General features: G+C 59.9%; 18 protein-coding genes. 6 read left to right on the top strand and 12 right to left on the bottom strand.

The annotated features are described in order from the left end of the window. On the bottom strand, window positions 1–1,227 hold the full coding sequence (locus ACZ0A4_RS05295; RefSeq protein WP_463573417.1) for an RtcB family protein: 1,227 nt from the start codon (window positions 1,225–1,227) through the stop codon (window positions 1–3). 336 nt (window positions 1,228–1,563) lie between these two features. Further along, window positions 1,564–3,111, bottom strand: coding sequence for an RNA-binding protein (locus tag ACZ0A4_RS05290; RefSeq protein ID WP_463573415.1), 1,548 nt, complete (start codon window positions 3,109–3,111; stop codon window positions 1,564–1,566). Between the two features lie 204 nt (window positions 3,112–3,315). Between ACZ0A4_RS05290 and rtcR the strand changes: the two genes are divergently transcribed. Further along, window positions 3,316–4,920 (top strand): RNA repair transcriptional activator RtcR, encoded by a 1,605-nt coding sequence (gene rtcR / locus ACZ0A4_RS05285; protein ID WP_463573414.1) that lies wholly within the window; start codon window positions 3,316–3,318, stop codon window positions 4,918–4,920. Window positions 4,921–5,019: 99 nt separating this feature from the next. Beyond that, on the top strand, window positions 5,020–5,298 hold the full coding sequence (locus ACZ0A4_RS05280; protein WP_463577489.1) for a hypothetical protein: 279 nt from the start codon (window positions 5,020–5,022) through the stop codon (window positions 5,296–5,298). Window positions 5,299–5,305: 7 nt separating this feature from the next. On the opposite strand, the gene ACZ0A4_RS05275 is transcribed toward ACZ0A4_RS05280, so the two are convergent. The 9 genes from ACZ0A4_RS05275 to ACZ0A4_RS05235 all read right to left on the bottom strand — a co-directional run bounded on the left by ACZ0A4_RS05275 (window position 5,306) and on the right by ACZ0A4_RS05235 (window position 15,739). Beyond that, window positions 5,306–7,123 carry a glycosyl hydrolase family 28 protein gene (locus ACZ0A4_RS05275; protein WP_463573413.1) on the bottom strand — a complete coding sequence of 606 codons (1,818 nt, stop codon included), beginning with the start codon at window positions 7,121–7,123 and terminating at the stop codon, window positions 5,306–5,308. A 13-nt stretch (window positions 7,124–7,136) separates the two neighbouring features. After that, window positions 7,137–7,505, bottom strand: a complete 369-nt coding sequence (locus ACZ0A4_RS05270; RefSeq protein ID WP_463573411.1) for a 5-carboxymethyl-2-hydroxymuconate Delta-isomerase — start codon at window positions 7,503–7,505, stop codon at window positions 7,137–7,139. A gap of 23 nt (window positions 7,506–7,528) precedes the next feature. Further along, the gene (locus ACZ0A4_RS05265) at window positions 7,529–8,305 is read right to left on the bottom strand and encodes an ABC transporter ATP-binding protein (RefSeq protein ID WP_463557559.1); all 777 of its coding nucleotides are present in this window, start codon (window positions 8,303–8,305) and stop codon (window positions 7,529–7,531) included. A 10-nt stretch (window positions 8,306–8,315) separates the two neighbouring features. Next, window positions 8,316–9,155 carry an ABC transporter ATP-binding protein gene (locus ACZ0A4_RS05260; protein ID WP_463573410.1) on the bottom strand — a complete coding sequence of 280 codons (840 nt, stop codon included), beginning with the start codon at window positions 9,153–9,155 and terminating at the stop codon, window positions 8,316–8,318. Between the two features lie 11 nt (window positions 9,156–9,166). Beyond that, window positions 9,167–10,084 (bottom strand): ABC transporter permease, encoded by a 918-nt coding sequence (locus ACZ0A4_RS05255; RefSeq protein WP_034152645.1) that lies wholly within the window; start codon window positions 10,082–10,084, stop codon window positions 9,167–9,169. Between the two features lie 62 nt (window positions 10,085–10,146). Then, entirely contained in the window at window positions 10,147–11,757 is a 1,611-nt protein-coding gene (locus tag ACZ0A4_RS05250) for an ABC transporter substrate-binding protein (RefSeq protein ID WP_463573409.1), read from the bottom strand. Window positions 11,758–11,803: 46 nt separating this feature from the next. Then, on the bottom strand, window positions 11,804–12,817 hold the full coding sequence (locus ACZ0A4_RS05245; RefSeq protein ID WP_016987798.1) for an ABC transporter permease: 1,014 nt from the start codon (window positions 12,815–12,817) through the stop codon (window positions 11,804–11,806). 84 nt (window positions 12,818–12,901) lie between these two features. Next, complete coding sequence (locus ACZ0A4_RS05240) at window positions 12,902–14,512, bottom strand: ABC transporter substrate-binding protein (protein WP_463573408.1); 1,611 nt, start codon at window positions 14,510–14,512, stop codon at window positions 12,902–12,904. A 72-nt stretch (window positions 14,513–14,584) separates the two neighbouring features. Beyond that, window positions 14,585–15,739 (bottom strand): mandelate racemase family protein, encoded by a 1,155-nt coding sequence (locus ACZ0A4_RS05235; RefSeq protein WP_463573407.1) that lies wholly within the window; start codon window positions 15,737–15,739, stop codon window positions 14,585–14,587. 360 nt (window positions 15,740–16,099) lie between these two features. Between ACZ0A4_RS05235 and ACZ0A4_RS05230 the strand changes: the two genes are divergently transcribed. From ACZ0A4_RS05230 to ACZ0A4_RS05220, 3 genes are all read left to right on the top strand, one after another. Next, the gene (locus tag ACZ0A4_RS05230) at window positions 16,100–16,825 is read left to right on the top strand and encodes an oligogalacturonate-specific porin KdgM family protein (RefSeq protein WP_038364761.1); all 726 of its coding nucleotides are present in this window, start codon (window positions 16,100–16,102) and stop codon (window positions 16,823–16,825) included. 96 nt (window positions 16,826–16,921) lie between these two features. Continuing rightward, window positions 16,922–17,764 (top strand): NAD-dependent epimerase/dehydratase family protein, encoded by an 843-nt coding sequence (locus ACZ0A4_RS05225; RefSeq protein WP_463573406.1) that lies wholly within the window; start codon window positions 16,922–16,924, stop codon window positions 17,762–17,764. Then, a complete protein-coding gene (locus ACZ0A4_RS05220) occupies window positions 17,761–18,654 on the top strand; it encodes an SMP-30/gluconolactonase/LRE family protein (RefSeq protein ID WP_463573405.1) in 894 nt (297 codons plus the stop codon). The genes ACZ0A4_RS05225 and ACZ0A4_RS05220 overlap by 4 nt, the downstream gene beginning before the upstream one ends. A gap of 4 nt (window positions 18,655–18,658) precedes the next feature. On the opposite strand, the gene ACZ0A4_RS05215 is transcribed toward ACZ0A4_RS05220, so the two are convergent. Further along, window positions 18,659–19,414, bottom strand: a complete 756-nt coding sequence (locus tag ACZ0A4_RS05215) for a FadR/GntR family transcriptional regulator (RefSeq protein WP_463573404.1) — start codon at window positions 19,412–19,414, stop codon at window positions 18,659–18,661. Window positions 19,415–19,613: 199 nt separating this feature from the next. On the opposite strand from ACZ0A4_RS05215, the gene ACZ0A4_RS05210 reads away from it, so the two are divergent. Further along, window positions 19,614–20,756 (top strand): pectate lyase family protein, encoded by a 1,143-nt coding sequence (locus ACZ0A4_RS05210; protein WP_463573403.1) that lies wholly within the window; start codon window positions 19,614–19,616, stop codon window positions 20,754–20,756. Window positions 20,757–20,833: the final 77 nt, after the last annotated feature.

Below are 20,833 nucleotides of genomic sequence, written 5' to 3'. Positions count from 1 at the left end.
TTATCCTTTGACGCACACCACCTGACGCAAGGTGTGCAGCACTTCCACCAGCTCACGCTGGGCGTGCATGACTTTGTCGATGTCCTTGTAGGCCATCGGAATTTCGTCGATCACCGCTTCGTCCTTGCGGCACTCGACGTGGGCAGTGGCGCGAATCTGATCTTCGACGGTGAAGGTGTTCTTCGCCTTGGTGCGGCTCATCGTGCGGCCGGCGCCGTGGCTGCAGGAGCTGAACGACTCTTCGTTGCCCAGACCGCGAACGATGAAACTCTTGGCACCCATCGAGCCCGGAATAATCCCCAACTCGCCCTTCTTCGCCGACACCGCGCCTTTGCGGGTAACCAGCACCTCTTCACCAAAATGCCGCTCTTTCTGCACGTAGTTGTGGTGGCAGTTGACCGCTTCCAGCGCCACTTCAAACGGCTTGCGAATAATCTGCCGTGTCGCCTGAATCACTGCGCGCATCATCAGCTCACGGTTTTGCCTGGCGAAGTCCTGCGCCCAACCCACCGCTTCCACATAATCATCAAAGTGCTGGCTGCCTTCTTCGAAGTAGGCCAGGTCACGGTCCGGCAGGTTGGCGATGTGCTGACGCATATCCGCCTGAGCCATCTGGATGAACAGGTTGCCGATGGCGTTGCCGACACCGCGCGAGCCACTGTGCAACATGAACCAGACCCGGTTGGCTTCATCCAGGCACACTTCGATAAAGTGGTTGCCGCTGCCGAGCGTACCGAGGTGCCCACGGTTGTTGGTGTTGGCCAGTTTCGGGTACTTGTCGGTAATCAATTTGAACCGTGGCTGCAGCCCCGCCCAGGCCTGATCGGCTTGCTGCGGGATTTCATCCCAGGCGCCCTTGTCGCGTCGCGAGCGGTTTGAACTGCGGCCATGCGGCACGGCTTGCTCGATAGCGCTGCGCAGACCGAGCAGGTTGTCCGGCAAATCAGCGGCGGTCAGCGACGTGCGCGCGGCGATCATGCCGCAGCCGATGTCGACGCCGACCGCTGCCGGAATAATCGCGCCGACGGTCGGGATCACGCTGCCGATGGTCGAGCCCTTGCCCAGGTGCACGTCCGGCATGACCGCCAGATGTTTGAAGATGAACGGCATTTTCGCGGTGTTCATCAACTGCTCGCGGGCCTCGTTTTCCACCGGGACGCCTTCGGTCCAGAGTTTGATCGGTTTGCCGTTGGCGACTTCGAGCAGTTGGTAAGCGTGTTCTTTCATGTCTTCATTCTTTATTCATTGGCCGATGATTCGGCGTTGTTCTGTAAGTCGCAGCGACAAAAACACAGGCACTGTGGCTCTGCCAGTTGAGCCCCCGTTGCCGGGGCGGGTGTCGAACCCGCGTTCCGATGGAGTACCTGTCGCATTCGCTGCCGATAACTGCAAAAAAGGTGGCACGACAAAAGTTGATGACTGTTGCGCGTTGCCGCGCTCCGGACTTAACCGGCCTAAGATGTACAGCCATCAGGCATTCGTGCCGTCACTGGCGCTGACAAGGGCTTGATGAGACGTATTGGATGTAGTCCCATCGGCATTCAGCGCCGGTGATCAATCAATTCATGACGCGCTTTCGATCGCCTCGACCCAGTGCTGCGCACTGTATTGGCCGCTGGTGAACTGCTCGATCACATCGAACACCGCATCGCTGAAACCGCCGACATTCAAGATGTCATCACGATCCGCCGCCTGTGTTGCATAGCCTGGCTGGATGTCGATGCACACCAGTCGGGCTTGTGGGTTGAGCTTCTTTATCCGTTCCCATTGGCGCATCGTCTCGCTGGCGCCGTAACGCTGCGAATCGATCCACGATTCGTTGTCCGAGACCATGATCAACGTATCGACCCTGGCTTCGCTGTCCGCCAATCTCTTCAGCGGTGCCGAGCAGTTGGTGCCGCCGCCAAAAATGCCGGCGAGCTTCTCGGCGTTGCTGATCACACTGTCACGCGGGTTGAGCTGGATACCCACCACGTTGATCTCGAACGGCATCACCCAGGCAGCCGGCTGTTTGCGCAAGACCGCTGCAGCCACCAGCGCCGCTACGTCGATGCAGCGCACCTGCGAGGTCGCACCAGGGCGATAACCGGTCACCGGGCTGCCCATCGAACCCGACACATCCGGGCAAACCACTACTGCGCCCTCAAGCTTGGGCACGTTGGCCAGCGACAACTCCAGCGCCTCCTGCAAGGCGTCGCGGATCGCCGCCGGGGTGTTTTCGCCCATCATCCGATAAGCCGACAACAACTGGTACGGATACACCCGCGCCTTCGCCACTTCCTGTGGATCGGCCAATCGCGCCGCAACATATTCGATGCAACCCGGTACTTCAAACGCGCCGTGGCGCGCCAGGCTGTTGAGGTTGATGCGCAATCCCTGCCAGCCCATGTTGCGGGCTTGAGTGGCCCATTGCTCCTTGCTCATTGTTTCGTTGCCGAGCAACTGAAACGGCACCGCCGGCACTTCATCACTCGCGCCGCTGCGAAACGCCAGCAAATCGCGAGTCAGCTCCGGCAAGGCCTTCGCCTCCACCGGTTTACCGATCAACCAGGCGAAAAACGCTTCGCGCCACGCTTCGGCAGGTTTGGGGTGAACCATCTTCACCACGTCCGCCAACGACGGTTGATTGCCGATCGACGCTTGCAGCAATTGCCGCTCGGTCGCGCTGTTCAGCCAGTTCTGCACCAGACGCTTGGGTTGCGAGCCAAGGGATTTACGCCCGGTGGCACCGCTACGCAGGATCTGTACAAAGTTGCGCAGCATTTTGCCGCTGTCGATGACTTGCTCGAAAACCTCTGGCACCAGACTTGAACGCTGCGCGGTCAATGTCGCCAGCAACAATGCCGGCATGTCTTTCATGTGACCTTTCTTGCGAGCGTAGATCGCGGCTTTCGCCACGAAGCGACTGTCGAGCTCGCCCACCAGCTTCAGCACTTGATCCAGCTGACTTTCTGCGCAGGCGTAAAAGGTCTGGTTCAGGCAACCGGTCACTGCCAATTGCGCCAGTTGGTGCTTCGGGCTGTAGGCATAAGCGCTGGCACCGGAAGCATTCAAGGTGTCGCAAGCCAGCAAGTGATTCGATTGCGTGTTGAAGAGATTTGAGTTGGCCATCTTGGCGTCTCGCTGTGTTGTCCTGTTCGTTGCGATAGGTATTGCAGCGGCTGTGCCAGCTTTTGATTTTTCTCAAATAAAATTTATATCTTCTTGATTTATATCGATTTTATTTACTAATCCGTTTTTCATCGAATGAATTGACGACAAAACCCTCACCGAATATTTATCATTGGATATCGTTTTTTATCTTTTGAGATAAACATGCCAAACAAGCAAACCGTCGCCATCGGTTTTATCGGCGCCACCCTCGATCGCGTCGGCAAAGGCGCCAATCGCTGGAGCCATTGGCGCCCCAGTGTTGGCTTGTGCCAACAGCACGACGTGCTGATCAACCGGCTCGAGCTGATTCACGGCACCGACGCCCGCGACGTCAGCCTCGCCGAGCGGGTGCGCGCCGACATCCAGCAGGTTTCACCGGAGACCGAGGTGCGCTTGCACCCAATGGCACTGCGCAACCCATGGGATTTCGAAGAGGTCTACGGTGCTCTGCACGACTTCACCACCGCCTACGATTTCGACACCGAGCGCGAGGACTACCTCGTCCACATCACCACCGGCACCCACGTCGCGCAGATTTGCTGGTTCCTGCTGACCGAGGCGCGCTATCTGCCGGCGCGGCTGATCCAGACCTCCCCGGCCAAGCGCAACAGCGACAGCGATCACGCCATCGGCACTCACGCCCTGATCGATCTCGACCTGTCGCGCTACGATCGCATCGCTTCGCGCTTCGCCAACAAGCGCCTCGAAGGCCTCGAGTTCTTGAAGTCCGGCATCGCCACACGCAACGCGGCTTTCAACCGCTCGATCGAACAGATCGAGCGCGTGGCTGTGCGCTCCAAGGCACCGATGCTACTGATCGGCCCGACCGGCGCCGGCAAATCCTTCCTCGCCCGACGCATCTACGAACTCAAACGCAGTCGCCATCAGATGCAGGGGCGTTTTGTCGAGGTGAACTGCGCCACCTTGCGTGGCGATGGCGCGATGTCGGCGTTGTTCGGCCATGTCAAAGGCGCCTTCACCGGCGCACAGAATGCCCGCGACGGCCTGTTGCGCGCTGCCGATGGCGGCATGCTGTTTCTCGATGAGATCGGCGAACTGGGCGCAGACGAACAGGCAATGCTGCTCAAGGCGATTGAAGAAAAACGCTTCTTTCCGTTGGGCTCGGACAAGGAAGTGGAAAGCGACTTCCTGATCATCGCCGGCACCCACCGCGACCTGCGCAGCCGAGTCGCTGACGGTCTGTTCCGCGAAGATTTGTACGCGCGCATCAACCTGTGGACGTTCGATCTGCCCGGCCTCGCCGGCCGCCGCGAGGACATCGAACCGAACATTGATTTCGAGCTGGAACGCCACGCCCGCGAACACGGGCAACTGGTGCGCTTCAACCTGGAAGCCCGGCGCAGTTATCTGGCGTTCGCCAGCTCTCGCGAGGCGGCGTGGCTGGGCAACTTTCGCGAACTCTCCGCCTCGATCACGCGCATGGCGACCCTGGCCGACAGCGGACGAATTGATGAGGCGCAGGTGCAGGAGGAAATTGATCGGCTGCGCTACGCGTGGGGCTGGGCGCAACCGCAGGCGATTTCAGGAGCGTTGCCGGGGGACGCCGAAACCATGGATCTGTTTGACCGTTTGCAATTGAAGGCAGTAATCGAGGTGTGCCGACAGGCTGACAGTTTGTCCGATGCCGGCCGCCGGCTGTTCGGAATTTCACGCCAGGCCAAGGCACAAGCCAACGACGCCGATCGACTGAGAAAATACCTCGGCCGGTTCGGGCTTGAGTGGGGCCAGATCGTCGACCTCACGTGATGAGAACGTCAGCGACTGACCGCCCGTCCAGCAGCGGGCACCTTTGCTCGCAGGGCACTTCCAATGATCACCATCCGCTTCGACCGGAAGACGCTCATCATGAACAGAAAAATTGCAGCGATTACCCTGACTGGCCTTCTCGCGGCCTGCCCGCTTTTCGCCTCGGCAGTCGGGCAGGCCGCTGACGAGTCTGCCGCGCCACCGACCGCGCTTCCCGGCGTGAATCAGGCCGGTAAAGCTCAGTCCAACGCAGACAAGGCCGACAAGAAAGGTGAAGAGGCGTCGGGCTCGAACTCCGGCGCCGAGTCACATGAAACGGCCAAAGATGCTGCTACTTCAAGCGACTCGGGAGACCTCGGTAAAACGCCGAAACCTTGATCAGGCTCTACGGAGGTGGCGGCTGCACATCCTTGAACGTCAGCCCGACACTCCCGGTGATTTGCCACGGGTTGGCGGCGCCATGCTCGCTGAACGACACATGGTCGAACAGCGAATCCTTCAACCCGTCGATCTGCGCCTTGGCCGGACCACTGAAGCGGACGCGCTCGAACACCAACCCCTGATGCCAGGCGTTGTGCTGACTGTCGCCCTTGACCTCAATCGCCTTGCCTTGTGCATTTTCAATGCTCACATCGGCGACGCGGATATCGCGGAATTGCCCGGGAATGGTTGAGCGCTGGTAATCCAGCTTGGCGTTCGGATCGTTGTAGTCGAGGGTAAAAATGAACGCTTGCTTGAGCGTATTGCGGATCGCCGAGTCGCGGAAAATCACGTTACGCGCGCCGCCGCCCATGAAGTTGGTGCTTTTCATGCGAAGGCCGGCATCGGTGCCATCGGAAACATTGTCTTCGGCCAGGATGTTTTGAATCCACGCGCCGGTATGGCTGCCGGCAACCACCATGCCGTGGCCCTTGCGAAAGTAGTTATTGAAGATCCAGGCATCTTCCTGCGGCTTTTGCTGCACGGCATCCGCCCCGGTACCCGCAGCAAAATTGACGCAGTCATCGCCGGTATCAAAGAAGTTGTTGAAGACCATCGCGCCCTTGCTGTTGGCGAATTCGATGCCGTCGCCGTTATTGGCGTCGTAGGTTTTATGCGTGGTATTGGCCAGCACCACGTTTTCGGTTTCCAGGTTCATGATCCCGTGGAAGGCCGGGTTCACCACGGTGAAACCGCCGTAGAACACGTTTTTCACGTTGCGCAGGGTGATCAGCGACGAGCGCATCTGCCCGTAGGCGTCCTTGACGTTCATGCCGCGCGCGACCGCTTGCTCGACTTGCGCCTTGGCCAGAATGCCGTCCTGCTGGTAGCGGGTGTTGTCGCTGGGCAGGTAGAACGGCAATGGCTGACCGCGTTCGTCGACGACATCGGCGCGGCGCTTCCAGCCGTTGCCGTCAATCGTGCCTTTGCCGACGATGCGAATGTTTTCGAACGACTGATGCTGACGCGGATCGCGCGGCAAGGCATTGATCAGCGACGCCGGGCGCACGGTGCTCGAATACGGATACTGGATGTAGCCGGCGAGCGGATAGTCTTCGGCACGCTCGGACCCCAGCAGCGTTGCGCCCTCGGCGATTTCTACGGTGATGTTGCTCTTCAGGTAAAGCGCCCCGCTTTTATAGGTGCCCTTGGGCAACCATACTTTGCAGCCGGGGGTGCAGGCGTCGATGGCGTTCTGGATCGCCAAAGTATCAAGGCTTTTGCCGTCACCCTTGGCGCCATATTTCCTGACATCGAACACAGCGGCAACCTTGCTCGTCCGTTGTAAAACGGGCGGGCTGTCGGCCGACTCTTTGCCATCGGTGCCCACCGAACGCACGGTGAACCGATAGGCCGTATCCGGTTTCAAGCCTTGCGCGGTGTAACTGTGAATGCCGATGCGATGGTGAAAACCGGCAACATCCTGTTCGTAGAAGCGGTCAATGTAAGGTTTGGCCGGCGAGATGCGGTCATTGTTGGCGTTGCTGCCGCCCAGCAACACACCGTTGGCGTAGACCCGGTAGTCGCTGATATCGGCGTGATCGGCGGGCTTTTCCCAGACCAGGATGATCTGCTGATCATCGTAGGCCAGAGTCGGCACCTGCAATTTTTCCGGCGCCTCCAGCGCCCACGACGGCACGCTGCAAACCAGCGTCAACGTGGCTGCCAGCGACAAGGCCAAAGGCTGTTTGCGCCGCGTCGGAACAACATTTCGATAAGGCATGAGCACTCCTTGTTCAGGCCGACAATCCGGCTTCTTGCAGAAATTGGCTGCGGTTGACGAACGTCTCACGGGGCATTTCCACAACCTCCATCGACAGCGACTCGACGTCCGGCAGTAAAGCGACCAGCGCCGCCACGGTCGCCGAGGCCAGACGCCGGCGCTGTTCAGCACTGCGCCCGGACAACACCGACAGGACGACGTGGACAAAATCGTCCTCGCCCGCGCCGCAGCGGTAGTGCTCAAACGTATTGAGGCGCACCTTGATGTCGCCGGCCTTGAACAGGCCGAAGGCGTCGAGGGCGTCATGCACGGTCGTGAGCAGGGTTTGCTCGCCGACACGCTGGGCCAGGGTTTGCGGGCAATCGATAAGGCAATGCGGCATGTCGTGCTCCTTGATGGATCGGCTTAACCAGCGAGCTGGCGCACCGACTCCTGGCTGAAATCACGACTGGCCTGCACCAGCATCCGCGTGTAGGCGTGGCTTGCCAGATCCTGGCTGAGCGCCTGACTGTCGAGCAGCTCGACGATCTTGCCCTGCTGCATCACCGCCACCCGATCACACAGGTGCGTGACCACACCGAGATCGTGAGTGACCATCAGGTAGGTGAGTTTCTCGCGCCGGCGCAAATCCGCCAGCAGATTGAGAATCTCCGCCTGCACCGAGACATCCAGCGCCGAGGTTGGCTCATCGAGCAGCAACACGCGCGGCTCGAGAATCAGCGCACGGGCAATCGCCACGCGCTGGCGCTGGCCACCGGACAACTGGTGCGGATAGCGAAAACGGTAACTGTCGTTCAGACCGACCTTGAGCAGGATCTCGTTGATCCGGTCGTCCTTGTCGCGCACGCCGTGAATAATCAGCGGCTCACGCAGCGCCGTGTCAACGGTGTGGCGCGGATGCAGGGAGCCGTAAGGGTCCTGAAACACCATCTGCACCTGACGGAAATGCGCCTTGGGAATCTTGTGCTGCAGCGGCGCGCCGGCAATGCTCAACTCGCCCGTCCAGTGCCGGTACTGCCCGGCCAGACAGCGCAATACAGTGGTCTTGCCGGAGCCGGACTCCCCCACCAAACCGAAGGATTCACCGTCGGCGACACTGAGGCTGACGTCGTGCAGGACCTGGTTGAGGGCCGGGCCGGCGCCGAAACTCAGGTTCAGCGCGTGTGCTTGGATCATGGACATGGTCGATTCCTCAGCAAGTCAGCCACAGTGGATCGCGTTGCAACACCGGCAACCGTTCGCGACGGTTGTCCATGCTCGGCAACGCCGCCATCAGGCCTCGGGTATAGGGATGTTGTGCATGTTGCAGGTCGCCGGCGGCCAGCGATTCGACCACCCTGCCGGCGTACATCACCAACACGCGGTCGCAGTAATTGCGCACAAGGTTGAGGTCGTGGCTGACGAATATCAGACCCATTTCCTGCTGTTCGACCAGTTCTTCCAGCACGTTGAGCACTTGCTGACGCACCGACACATCAAGGGCCGAGGTCGGCTCGTCGGCGATGATCACCTGTGGACGAGTGATGACCATCATCGCGATCATGATGCGCTGGCCCATACCACCGGAAACCTCATGCGGGTACAGGTTGTAGACCCGTTGCGGATCACGGATATGGACCTTTTCGAGCATTTCCAGCACCCGCTCGCGGGCCTCGCTGCGGCTGGCCCTGTGGTGCGCCAGATACGCCTCGGCGATTTGATCGCCGACCTTGACCACCGGATTCAACGAGTATTTCGGGTCCTGCATAATCATCGAGATGCGCTGGCCACGAATCTGTTGCATGACCTTTTCGCCAGCTGACAGCAGATCGACTTCACCGAACTGCATGGCCTTGGCGGTGATCCGCGCGCTGGCCGGGTGCAGCTTCAGGAGGCTGCGACCGACCGTCGATTTGCCCGAGCCCGACTCACCGACAATGGCGAGTTTTTCCCGCCCCAGGGTGAAGGACACGTCGCGCACGGCGTGGGTTTCTTTCTGAGTATTGACGAAGCGCACATTGAGCCCTTCGACGTTCAATTTGATTGCAGACATACAGCCTCCGATTACTCGCTGCGCGGATCAAGAATGTCCCGCAGGCCGTCGCCCAACAGGTTGAAAGCCAGGCTGACCAACATGATTGCGGCCCCCGGAACAGCCACCAGCCACCAGCACTCGAGCATGTAGCGGCGCCCGGTGGATATCATCGCGCCCCACTCCGGCGACGGCGCTTGCGCACCGAGGCCGAGAAAGCCCAATGCCGCTGCGGTGAGGATGATCCCGGCCATGTTCATGGTCAGGCGGATGATCACCGACGACATGCACATCGGCACAATGTGCCGCAGGATGATTCGCGTTGACGAAGCCCCTTGCAGCTCGACCGCCACGACGAAGTCGGCCTTGCGCAACGACAGGGTTTCGGCCCGCGCCAGTCGCGCAATCGGCGGCCACGACGTCAGCGCAATCGCTACCACCGCGTGTTCCAGGCCCGGACCGAGCGCAGCGATAAATGCCAGCGCCAGCACCAGGCTGGGGAAGGAAATGAAGATGTCGGTCAGGCGCATGAACACCGTGTCGACAACACCGCCGTAGTAGCCGGAGACGGTACCGATAAACAGGCCAATCGGGCCGACGATCACGGTCACCAGGGTGATGATGTACAGCGTGATACGCGAGCCGTAGACCAACCGACTGAAGATGTCCCGGCCGTATTCATCGGTGCCGAACCAGTGGGCAGCGCCCGGCGCCTGCAGGGCATTGGCGAGGTTCTGCGCCACCGGATCATGGGTGGCGATCCACGGCGCAAACAGCGCCACCACGACCAGCACCAGCGCAACCAGCAATCCGGCCAGGGTCATCGGGTTGCGCAGCAAATGCCGCAAGACTTTCAGGGCACTTTTGCAGAAGGCGTCGAAGCTGGATCCGGGGGTACGATCCGACCGCCGCTTGGCGCTCGAATCAGTAGACGACATGTTGGCAATCATGGGCATGTTCTCGGATTGAATTGAGGATCACCCGGCGCGTACGCCGACGCACCGGGCAGCGTTCAGCGTTGTTTGTAGACACCCAGATAACGCGTCGCCTCGGCATCATCACCGGCAAAACCCTTGACGTCGGCGGCGCTGACCACGGTGTCGGTCATTTGCGAAATCATCATGATCGGGCCAACCTGCTCGTCGTAGATTTTCTGCGCCTGGTGATACAGGTTCAGGCGCTGGCCGGCATCGCGTTCGACCCCGGCCTGATCAATCAGGCTATTGAGCTGCGGGCTGAAAAACGACGCGCGCCAGCCCTGGAAATTCGGCAGGCCGGCGTCATCGCTGTTGTTGGGGTTGTAGGCAAACGTGCGCAGGCTGAAATACGGATGCGGATAGCGCTCGGCCCCGCGCGCAACGATGATGTCGAAGTTGCGCGCGCGCATGGCGCCGTACACCTGGTTGCCCGTGCCGTTGACGATACTGGCCTTGATCCCGCCCTCGGCCAGCGTCGCTTGCAGGCGGGCGGCGATGTCGATGAAGGGCGGCTCTGACAGTGTGCGAATGGTCGTGGTGAAGCCGTCCGGATAACCCGCTTCGGCGAGGAGCTTTTTCGCCTTGGCGACGTCCATGTGATAACCCGGATCCGGCAGGCGCGCCGCCAGACTGAGTTGCATCGGCTGCTGATTCAGCTGGCCGTAATACGGCATCACCTGTTCGTCCAGGCCCTTGTAGTCGATCAGGTTACGCACCGCTTCGCGCACTTTGGGATTGGCAAATTCGGGCTGCTTCATGCTCAGCGCGACGTAGTACATGGTGCCGCGCGACAGTGACTGCACGTGGATTTTTTCCGAACCGTCGATGGCGCGGATGTCCGGTGCGGCCATGCCGTACGCGAGATCGAGATCACCGCGCTCCAGCATCAGCCGCAGCGACTGCGATTCGGTCATGTGCCGCACCACCACCCGCTTGAGCTTGGCAGCACCGCCCCAATAACCGTCGAAGCGGGTCAGTAACAACGAGTCGTTCGCCGTCCATTTGCTGAGCACAAAGGGGCCGCTGCCGGCCTCGTTGGTCACCAGCCAGTTAGCACCGAGGTCAGCGTTTTTCTCATGCGCCAACGCTGTTTTGCGATCGATCACCACTGCGCTCGGCGAGATCGCCAGCGAGTCGATCAACAACAGCGGATCCATGGTTTGCGGCAAGTCGATGACCAACGTGTGGGCATCGCTGGCGCGGATCAGTGACTGGATGTTGTCGACGTTATAACCGTAGGCTTTCCAGGTCGTGGCCAGGCCGAAGTTGAGCTTCATCACCCGGTACAGCGACCAGGCCACGTCTTCAGCGGTCAGCGGATTGCCGGAGTGAAACTTCACGTCCTGACGCAAATGAAAGGTTATCTGCTTGCCATCGTCGCTGATTGTCCAGCGCTCGGCCAGTTGCGGTAGATGCTGTTCCGGATTGCCCTGATCACGCTTGACCAGAGTGTCGTAAAGATTGGCATTGACGCCGGAAGCGTCGAGGCCCGGTGCGTTGGCCGGATCGATGGAGAACAGGTTGACCATGCTCATGCCGACGATCAGTTGATCGGCCGGCGTCTTGGCGCTGACCTGCGTCATCGGCACCAGCGCCAGGATCGCCGCCAACAGGCCAGCGTGCAGTTTGGTAAATGCAGTCGTCATTGAAAAATCCTTCTTTTTATAATTTTTAGTGCTGCTGCCAGGCGTGTTAACGCGTGCGCGGGTCGAAGACCTTGTACAAGGCATCGCTGATCAGGTTGAGCGCGACAAAAATCAAACCGATCACCAGCACACAGCCCATCACCGCGTTCATGTCGCCGAGCATCAGGCTGCTGGTCAGGTACTGGCCGAAACCGGGCCAGGCAAAAACCGTTTCGATCAGCACCGCGCCTTCGAGCAGCGAGCCGTAAGCCAGCGCCACCACTGTGAGCAGTTGCACGAGGATGTTGCGAAAGGCGTGACCCCAGACCACCTGGCGACGGGACAAACCCTTGACCCGAGCGGTGATGATGTATTCCTGAGACAGTTGCTCGAGCATGAAGCTGCGGGTCATCCGACTGATGTAAGCCACCGAGTTCAGCCCGAGGATCAGCGCCGGCAAAACGATGTGGCGCAAGGCGCTGGCGAAGGCTTCCCAATCACCCGCCAGGCTCGAATCGATCAGCAACAGCCCGGTGACTTCGGGCACCATGCCGTCGTACGCCAGGTCGATGCGACCGGCGCCACCGGCCCAGCCGAGCCAGGCGTAAAACACCAGCAAGCCCATCATGCCCAGCCAGAAAATCGGTGTGGAATAGCCGAACAGGGTAATCACTCGCGCGACATGATCGCCCAGTCGCCCTTGATTACTCGCCGCGCAAACGCCCAGCGGCAAACCGATCAGCACACCGAAGAGGATGGCCAGGGTCGCCAGCTCGATGGTGGCCGGGAACACCCGGCGGATGTCGTCGAGCACCGGGTGCCCGGTCAACAGCGCGTTGCCGAAATTGCCGTGCAGCAAGTCATTGAGGTACAGGCCGAACTGGGTCCAGATCGGCTTGTCCAGCCCCATCGCCCGGTACACCTGATCGTAGGTCGAACTGTCGGCGTCCGGCCCGACCACCGCCAGCACCGGATCGAGCGGCATCACCCGACCGATGATAAACGTCAGCGCCAGCAGGCCCAGCAACGTCACCAGTACCGTGCTGGCACGCCGCGCGGTATTGGAGGCGCGGGCTCCCATGGCAGAGGCAGTCATAACAAACATAGTCAGCTCCTGATAATACGGTTACCGGTGCACCCGGCACGCGAAGTTCATCCGTGCATTTCAGCGTTTTTTGTAGACGTCTTTGTAGCGCGTGGTCGCGGCCGTGTGCCCCTGAAAATCGGCAACATCGGCGTAGACCAGCACCGTGTCGGTCATCTGTGAGACCGGCAGAATCGCGCCCACTTGCTGATCGAGTTGCTGCTGGATGTCCTGATACTGCGCCTGCTGTTTCTGCGCATCGGGCTCGACTTCGGCACTCTCGATCAACTGATTCAACTCGGGACTGTAGAACGAAGTGCGCCAGCCCTGGAAGTTGCTCAGTTTGGCTTCGTCACGGTTATCCGGGTTGTACACCAGCGTGCGCAGGCTCGAATGGGGATGACGTTCGGCGCCGCCACCGCCACGGCCAACGATGATGTCGAAACTGCGCTCACGCATGGCGCCGTAGATCTGGTTACCGGTGCCGGTGATGATGCTGGCTTCGATCCCCGCCTGCGCCAACGTCGATTGCAGATTGGAGGCAATGTTGATGAACGGCGGTTCGGCCAGCACGCGGATGCTGGTCTTGAACCCGTTGGGGTAACCGGCGTCGGCGAGGAGTTTTTTGGCCTCATCGACATTCAGTCGATAACCCGGATCCGGCAGGCGCGCAGCCAGTCCCAACGGCATCGGCCGCTGATTGATCACGCCGTAGTGCGGCATGACGGTCTGGTTGATGCCCTGGTAGTCGATCAACGAGCGCACGGCTTTGCGCACGCGCGCGTCGGCGAACATCGGCTGCTTCACACTCAGTGCGACGTAATACAGCGTGCCGCGTTGCAGGGTTTGCGTGCGGACCTTGTCGCTTTTCTGCAAGGCCTGAATGTCCGGCGCCGACATGCCTTTGGCGATGTCGAGGTCGCCCCGCTCGATCATCAGACGCAACGACTGCGACTCGGTCATGTTGCGCATGACAATGCGCTTGAGCTTGGCCGGGCCACCCCAATAACCGTCGAAACGGCTCATCAGAATCACGTCGTTGGCCCGCCAGTCATTGAGCACGAAGGCACCACTGCCGGCGGCGTGCGTCACCAGCCAGGCGGCGCCGAGGTCATTGTTCTTCTGATGTTCGAGGACTTTTTTGCGGTCGAGAATGAAGGCGCTGGGCGACGTCGCCAGCGTGTTGAGCACCAACTGTGGATCGGTGGGTCGCGGCAGCTCAATGACGAAGGTATTGGCATCAATCGCGCGCATCGAACGCTCGACATTCTCGGCGGTAAAACCGTAAGCCTTCCAGGTCGACGCCAATGCGAGGTTGAGTTTGAGCACGCGCTGCAACGACCAGGCGACGTCTTCGGCGCTCAACGGGTTGCCCGATTGAAATTGCACGCCCTGGCGTAGATTGAAGGTCAGGGTCTTGCGGTCGTCGCTGACTTGCCAGCGCTCGGCGAGTGCCGGCAACAGCTGATCCGGATCGGCGACGTCTTGCACCAGCAACATGTCATAGAGGTTGGCATTGATCTCGGACACGTCCAGACCAGTGGCTGCCGCCGGGTCGAGGGACAGCAGATTGATCATGCTCATGCCGACGATCAATTGATCGGCCGGGGTTTTGGCATGGACGACAGGTAGCGCGGTCACCGTCAGGGTAGCCGCCAGAACCCGCGCCCACAGCGAAGGAAGAATGTTCATAGCGAGAGTGCCTTTCTTATATTTATAGGGCTCTCGGACAGCCCGGCATGCACCGGGCAGCCCGCGTACACGTCAGAAGCTTTTAAGCGTGTTCATCTCGATGAAGTTGAAGTCGATGTCTTCGCCCAGACCTGGCAGGTCGGACAAATGCACAAAACCGTCGCTGTCCATCGGGTCAACCAGGCGTTTGAGGTACGCCGGCACCTCGTCGTAATCCAGGTACGGGTGCAGCAAGCCGCGCTCGTACCAGGTGCAGTTCTTGATCGCGCCGACCACCGTCAGGTTGGCTGCGCCGTTGCCATGGATTTCGCAGTCCATGCCAAACGACTCGGCCATGTGCGCAACTTTCAGGCAAGGCCCGATCCCGCCGACCCCGGCGACGCCGGCACGCAGGATGTCGCAAACGTCGTGCTTGACCCAGCTGGCCCGGCTCAGGTGTTTGCCGGACAGGGTTTCCGGCCCGAGTACCGGAATGTCCAGTTGCCCCGCCAGCCAGGCATAGGATTCGGCGGACTCTTCCATCATCGGTTCTTCGAACCAGGCGAAGTCGAGTTTTTCCAGTTCGCGTCCGATGTACAGCGCTTCGGTGCGGCTGTACCAGTGATAACCGTCGAGCATCAAGGCGATGTCCGGGCCCACCGCTTCGCGCACTGCCGCACAAGCTTTGATGTCAATGCGCGGGCTCGGTGCGAACGAGACCGGCGGCATCCAGGTGTGCAACTTGATCGCCTTGTAGCCGCGCTTGACCAGCGTTTCGGCAAAGCGTCCGTAGTCTTCCGGCGTCGCCAGGCCCTCCGGCAATTCATCGCCGCACATGGTTGAGCCGTACGCCGGCACCTTGTCGCGGAAACCGCCGATCAACTTGTGCACCGGCACGCCCAGCTTGCGCCCCGCCCAATCCCACAACGCCTGTTCGACCAACGCCAGCGCGCGATCAGTCAACTGGCTGGCGCTGCCACGCTGCCAGTGCGCCAGGTCATGCCAGATCTTTTCGCGATCAAAGGCGTTCTGCCCGACCAGCACCTTGCGCACAAAACCATCCAGCACATAAGGACGAATCAGCTCCGGCGCACCGAGGGCGTAACCCTCCTTGCCGTCTTCGGTCTGGATGCGCAGCAACGCCATTTGCGCCTGACTGACATCACCGGGATGAGCATGACCGGCGCTGTCGACTGCGCGGCGGGTGGGATAGGAAAAAACCTGGACGTTGACTGCTGTGATTCTCATGGACGTCTTGAGCCTTCTTATTGGATTTGTGACAGGAGTGTCGTCGGTTGCGACCGATCATAGGTCATCGTACAACACTTGAAAAGACCCAATAACACCTCTTTGAATCGAAGCCTTATAGGCTAAACGTCCAGCAAAGCGCCATATTTAAAGATGACTGTGGAATAACATGAATGGCGCTAAATGCCTATTCACAGGGCGAATTTGTTTCAACATGTTTCCAAACAAGCAAAATCACGTAGACGAGTCATCTTGTCGTACGATAACTTATATCTGCGCCTCAAATGAGAGCCATACGCAACATCGCGGTGCCTGTAGTACTCGTCAAACGACCCTAACAAAAACAAAAAAGAAGACCGTATGAACACCACCCTACGCACGCTCGTCACTGTCGCGGCCCTCGGCCTGCCCTTCTCTGCCCTCGCTGACTCTGCCAGCCTCAACTACCGCCATCAGTACACCGAGGAGGACAGCGCCCACGCCGACCGAATCAAGCTCAACTACCGCCTGGACAGTGGACTGGGGTTTGAGGCGGAGATGAAATACCGCACGGCCGGTGACCGCAAAGATGTCGCCTACGACAACATGGTCAACAACGGCCATGAGTTCACCGTGAGCTACAACTACAAGCTCAGCGCGCAGTCGACGCTGACCCCGGCGTTTCAGATGGACAGCTCCAAGGATGCGACCGCCTACAAGTTCGGCCTCAAGTACAACTACAAAATCGACGACGCCTTCTACGTAGCGACGCGCTATCGCCTGGACCTGCGCAAACTCGATCGCGATCAGGTCAACAAAGACATGCCCGATCACTACAAAGATGACCAGACCACCCACCGCTTCGAAGGCTGGCTCGGCTACACGCCAGCCAACAAGTGGGCTTACGAATATCAGTTCATCTATTTCAAGACCGACTACATCCGCTACGACAACAAGAAGAGCGACTACGAACAGAACCTGATCGTCAAATACAAGCTCACCAAACAATGGGCGCCCTTCATGGAAATCGGCGACATCAAAGTCGACTCCACCTCACCCGACCGCCAGGCTCGCTGGCGACTGGGCGTGCAATACAACTTCATGTAAGCCGCGCGCAGCTTTTGCCTGGCGAGCGCGCATCGCTTGTCGGGCAGACACCTGCCGCCCATCCCCTTTCACCACCGCGTAATGGAAGACCTGACCATGACCACCCACGCTACGCAAGCCAAACCCTTCAACCGTATTTTGCTGACCGGCGCCGCCGGTGGGCTCGGCCAGATTCTGCGAGAAACCCTGCAGGTTCACGCCGACATCGTCCGCGCCTCGGACATCAGTGCGATGGCGCCGAGCCGCGGCGCGCATGACGAAGTGATCAACTGCAATCTGAGCGACAAGGCCGCTGTCGCCGCGCTGGTCGAGGGCGTCGATGCCATCGTGCATTTGGGCGGGATCTCGGTGGAGCGATCTTTCGAAGAAATCCTCGAAGCGAATATTCGCGGCACCTTTCATATTTATGAGGCCGCGCGCCTGCACGGGGTCAAGCGCATCGTGTTCGCCAGCTCCAACCACGTCACCGGTTTCTACTCGCAGGACGAACAGATCGACGCCCATTCGCCGCGTCGCCCGGACGGTTATTACGGCTTGTCGAAGGCTTATGGCGAGGACTTGGCAACCTTCTATTTCCACCGCTATGGCATCGAAACAGTGAGCCTGCGCATCGGTTCCTCATTCCCCGAACCGCGAAACCTGCGCATGCTGGCGACCTGGTTGAGCTATACGGATTTGGAGCACCTGATCGCCCGCGCACTGCTGGCCAGCGATGTCGGGCACAGCGTGGTGTACGGGGTGTCCGCCAACCGTGATCAGTGGTGGAACAACCGGCACGCCGCGCACCTGGGCTTTGCGCCGCAGGACAGCTCCGAAGCCTTTCGCGCAAAGGTCGAACAACAACCGGCACTCGCCGCCGACCACCCGGACCGCTTGTATCAGGGCGGCGCCTTTACCGCAGCAGGTCCGTTTGAAACGCCGGCGCAGACACGCTCATGAATGCCGAACTGATTGTCGATGCGCGCAACGCCACCGGTGAAAGCCCGATCTGGCAAGCAGATGAAAATGCGTTGTATTGGGTGGATATTCCCGTCGGCCGCTTGCATCGCTGGCAGCTCGACGGCCAGACCGAATGCTGGCAGGCGGACGAAATGCTCGCCTGTATCGCCCGCAGCGAAGCGGGACATTGGCTTGGCGCGCAGGAAAGTGGCCTGTTCAAACTGCGCCCGCAGGCTGACGGACGTCTGGCTGCGGAAAAGCTCATCGGCGTCGAGCATGCCCGCCCGCGCATGCGTTTCAATGATGGTCGTTGCGATCGTCAGGGACGCTTCTGGGCCAGCTCGATGCCAACCGCCATGGGCGCCGAGGCGGTCGGCGCGCTGTATCGCTACGACGCGCAAAACCCCAACGATGTATCGGTGCTGGCGCCGCAAGTGGAGGGACTCGTGGCGCCCAACGGCATGGCGTTCAGCCCCGACGGACGCACCATGTACGTGTCCGACTCGCACCCGAGCCGGCAACTGATCTGGGCCTACGATTACGACATCGACAGCGGCACGCCGCACAACCGCCGCGTGTTCATCGACATGAACGACCACCCCGGTCGACCGGACGGTGCCGCCGTCGATTCACACGGCTGTTACTGGATCTGCGCAATTGATGCCGGCCTGGTGTTGCGCTTCACCCCGCAGGGGAAACTGGATCGCGCGTTGCCGGTGCCGGTGAAGAAACCGACGATGTGTGCCTTTGGCGGCCCTCGGCTCGACACCCTGTTTGTCACCTCGATTCGCCCGCAAGGCATCGATCTCGCTGACCAGCCATTGGCGGGTGGGGTGTTCGCCCTCAATCCGGGCGTTCAAGGCCTGCCCGAACCCAAGGCACGCGCCTGAGGCTTCAGACGTTCAACGCCGCCGCGTCTGCGGCTTCGTAGGCACGGCGCAGACGCTCGCGGCTGTTGGACAGATGCAAACGCATGGCTGCGCGTGCGGCATCGGAATCACGCCGGACAATCGCAATGTAAATGTCTTCATGCTCGCGACTGAGGCGCTCCAGATAGGGCTCCTTGCGGTCATTCTCCAGGCGCTTGGAATGCAGGCGTGTGCGCGGCAGAATGTTGGCGCCCAGGTGCAGCATGATGTCGGTGAAATAGCGGTTGCCGGTGGCCAGCGCAATTTGCTGGTGGAACTGGAAATCCGCCGACACGGCGTAGTCGACACTGACGGCGCGAGAATTGATGGCGTCCAGCGAATCACGCATCAGTTGCAGTTGCTCATCGGTACGTCGTGCACACGCCAGGCCAGCGGCCTCGACCTCAAGGGTGATGCGCAACTCAAGCACCGCCAGGACATCCGCAAGCGTGACGATGCTGTCCGGATCAATGCGAAAACCGCTCGGGCTGGGAATGTCCTGAACAAAGGTGCCGATACCGTGCCGGGTTTCCACCAGGCCCGCTGCCTGCAAACGCGATATCGCCTCGCGCACCACGGTGCGGCTGACGCCGTGTTCGGCCATGACCTGAGATTCAGTCGGCAGCTTCGTCGCGCGCGCGAGTTCGCCGCTGCAAATGCGTCGGGACAGCTCGGTGACCAGGTCCTCCGCCAGGCTGCGATGCCGGCGACGAACATTGGGGGTGGCGTTGGATCTGTCCATCAGCAACAAAAATCTCGAATTTTCGAATAATTACGCATCATAGCCCATTCAGTTGTACGACAACGCACCAGTTCACATGATAGGATTTCTCATGTAGCGGACGTTCGATTCGCTGCAATGGCGATATGGACGTCCGCTCGAGAAACACGTCGAGACTTCGCGTGTAAAACACTCAAGTTAATCAAGGATCTGATTACTCATGACAAAACCATCAACCTTCACGGCCTGCAAACTGGCCAGCGCCATCTTCGGCAGCCTGCTGTTTTCCAGCCTGCCTGCACAAGCGGCCGATATCTGGCTGGATGTTGCAACGACTGGCTGGGCCACGCAAAACGGTGGCACCAAGGGTGGCTCCAAAGCGGCAGCCAACAACATCTACACCGTGAAGAACGCCGCCGAACTGAAAGCTGCACTCAGTGCTTCAGTCGGCACCAACGGTCGCATTATCAAGATTACCGGGCCCATCGACATCAGCGAAGGCAAAGCTTATACGACGACTGCCGATATGAAAAAGCGCGGTCGTCTGGATATCCCTGGCAAGACGACCATCGTCGGTACGAGCAGCACGGCGGAGATCCGCGAGGGTTTCTTCTATGCCAAGGAAAACGATGTGATTATCCGCAATATCACCATCGAAAACCCGTGGGATCCGGAGCCGATCTGGGACGCCAATGACGGCAGCGCCGGCAACTGGAACTCCGAGTACGACGGGCTGACCATCGAAGGCGCCAACAATGTGTGGGTCGACCATGTCACCTTCACAGATGGCCGCCGCACCGATGACCAGAACGGCACCGCCAACGGTCGTCCAAAGCAACACCACGACGGCGCACTGGACGTGAAAAACGGTGCCAACTACGTGACCATTTCCTACTCGGCGTTCAAATCGCACGAGAAGAACAACCTGATCGGTTCCAGCGACAGCCGCACCACCGACGATGGCAAGCTCAAGGTCACGATCCACAATACCCTGTTCGAAAACATCTCCGCCCGCGCACCACGCGTGCGTTTCGGCCAGGTGCATCTGTACAACAACTATCACGTAGGCAGCACCAGCCATAAGGTCTACCCGTTCAGCTACGCGCACGGTGTGGGTAAAAACTCGAAGATTTTCTCCGAGAAAAACGCGTTCGAAATCTCCGGCATCAGCGGCTGCGACAAAATCGCCGGCGACTACGGTGGCAGCGTTTACCGCGACCAAGGTTCGACACTCAATGGCAGCGCACTGAGCTGTTCGTGGAGTTCGAGCATCGGCTGGACCCCACCTTATAGCTACACCCCGCTGAACGCGGACAAAGTCGCTGCTGATGTTAAAGCCAAGGCTGGCGCTGGCAAGATCTGATTGATCGATGTAACCGTGTGAATGAAAAGCCCTCGGTGACGAGGGCTTTTTCATGTCTGCTTGGAGAGCGTGCGGGG

The organism is Pseudomonas sp. AC172 (genome assembly GCF_979258595.1).
Note: the sequence above shows the minus strand (reverse complement) of the source record. Positions and strands in the feature narration are given on the sequence as shown.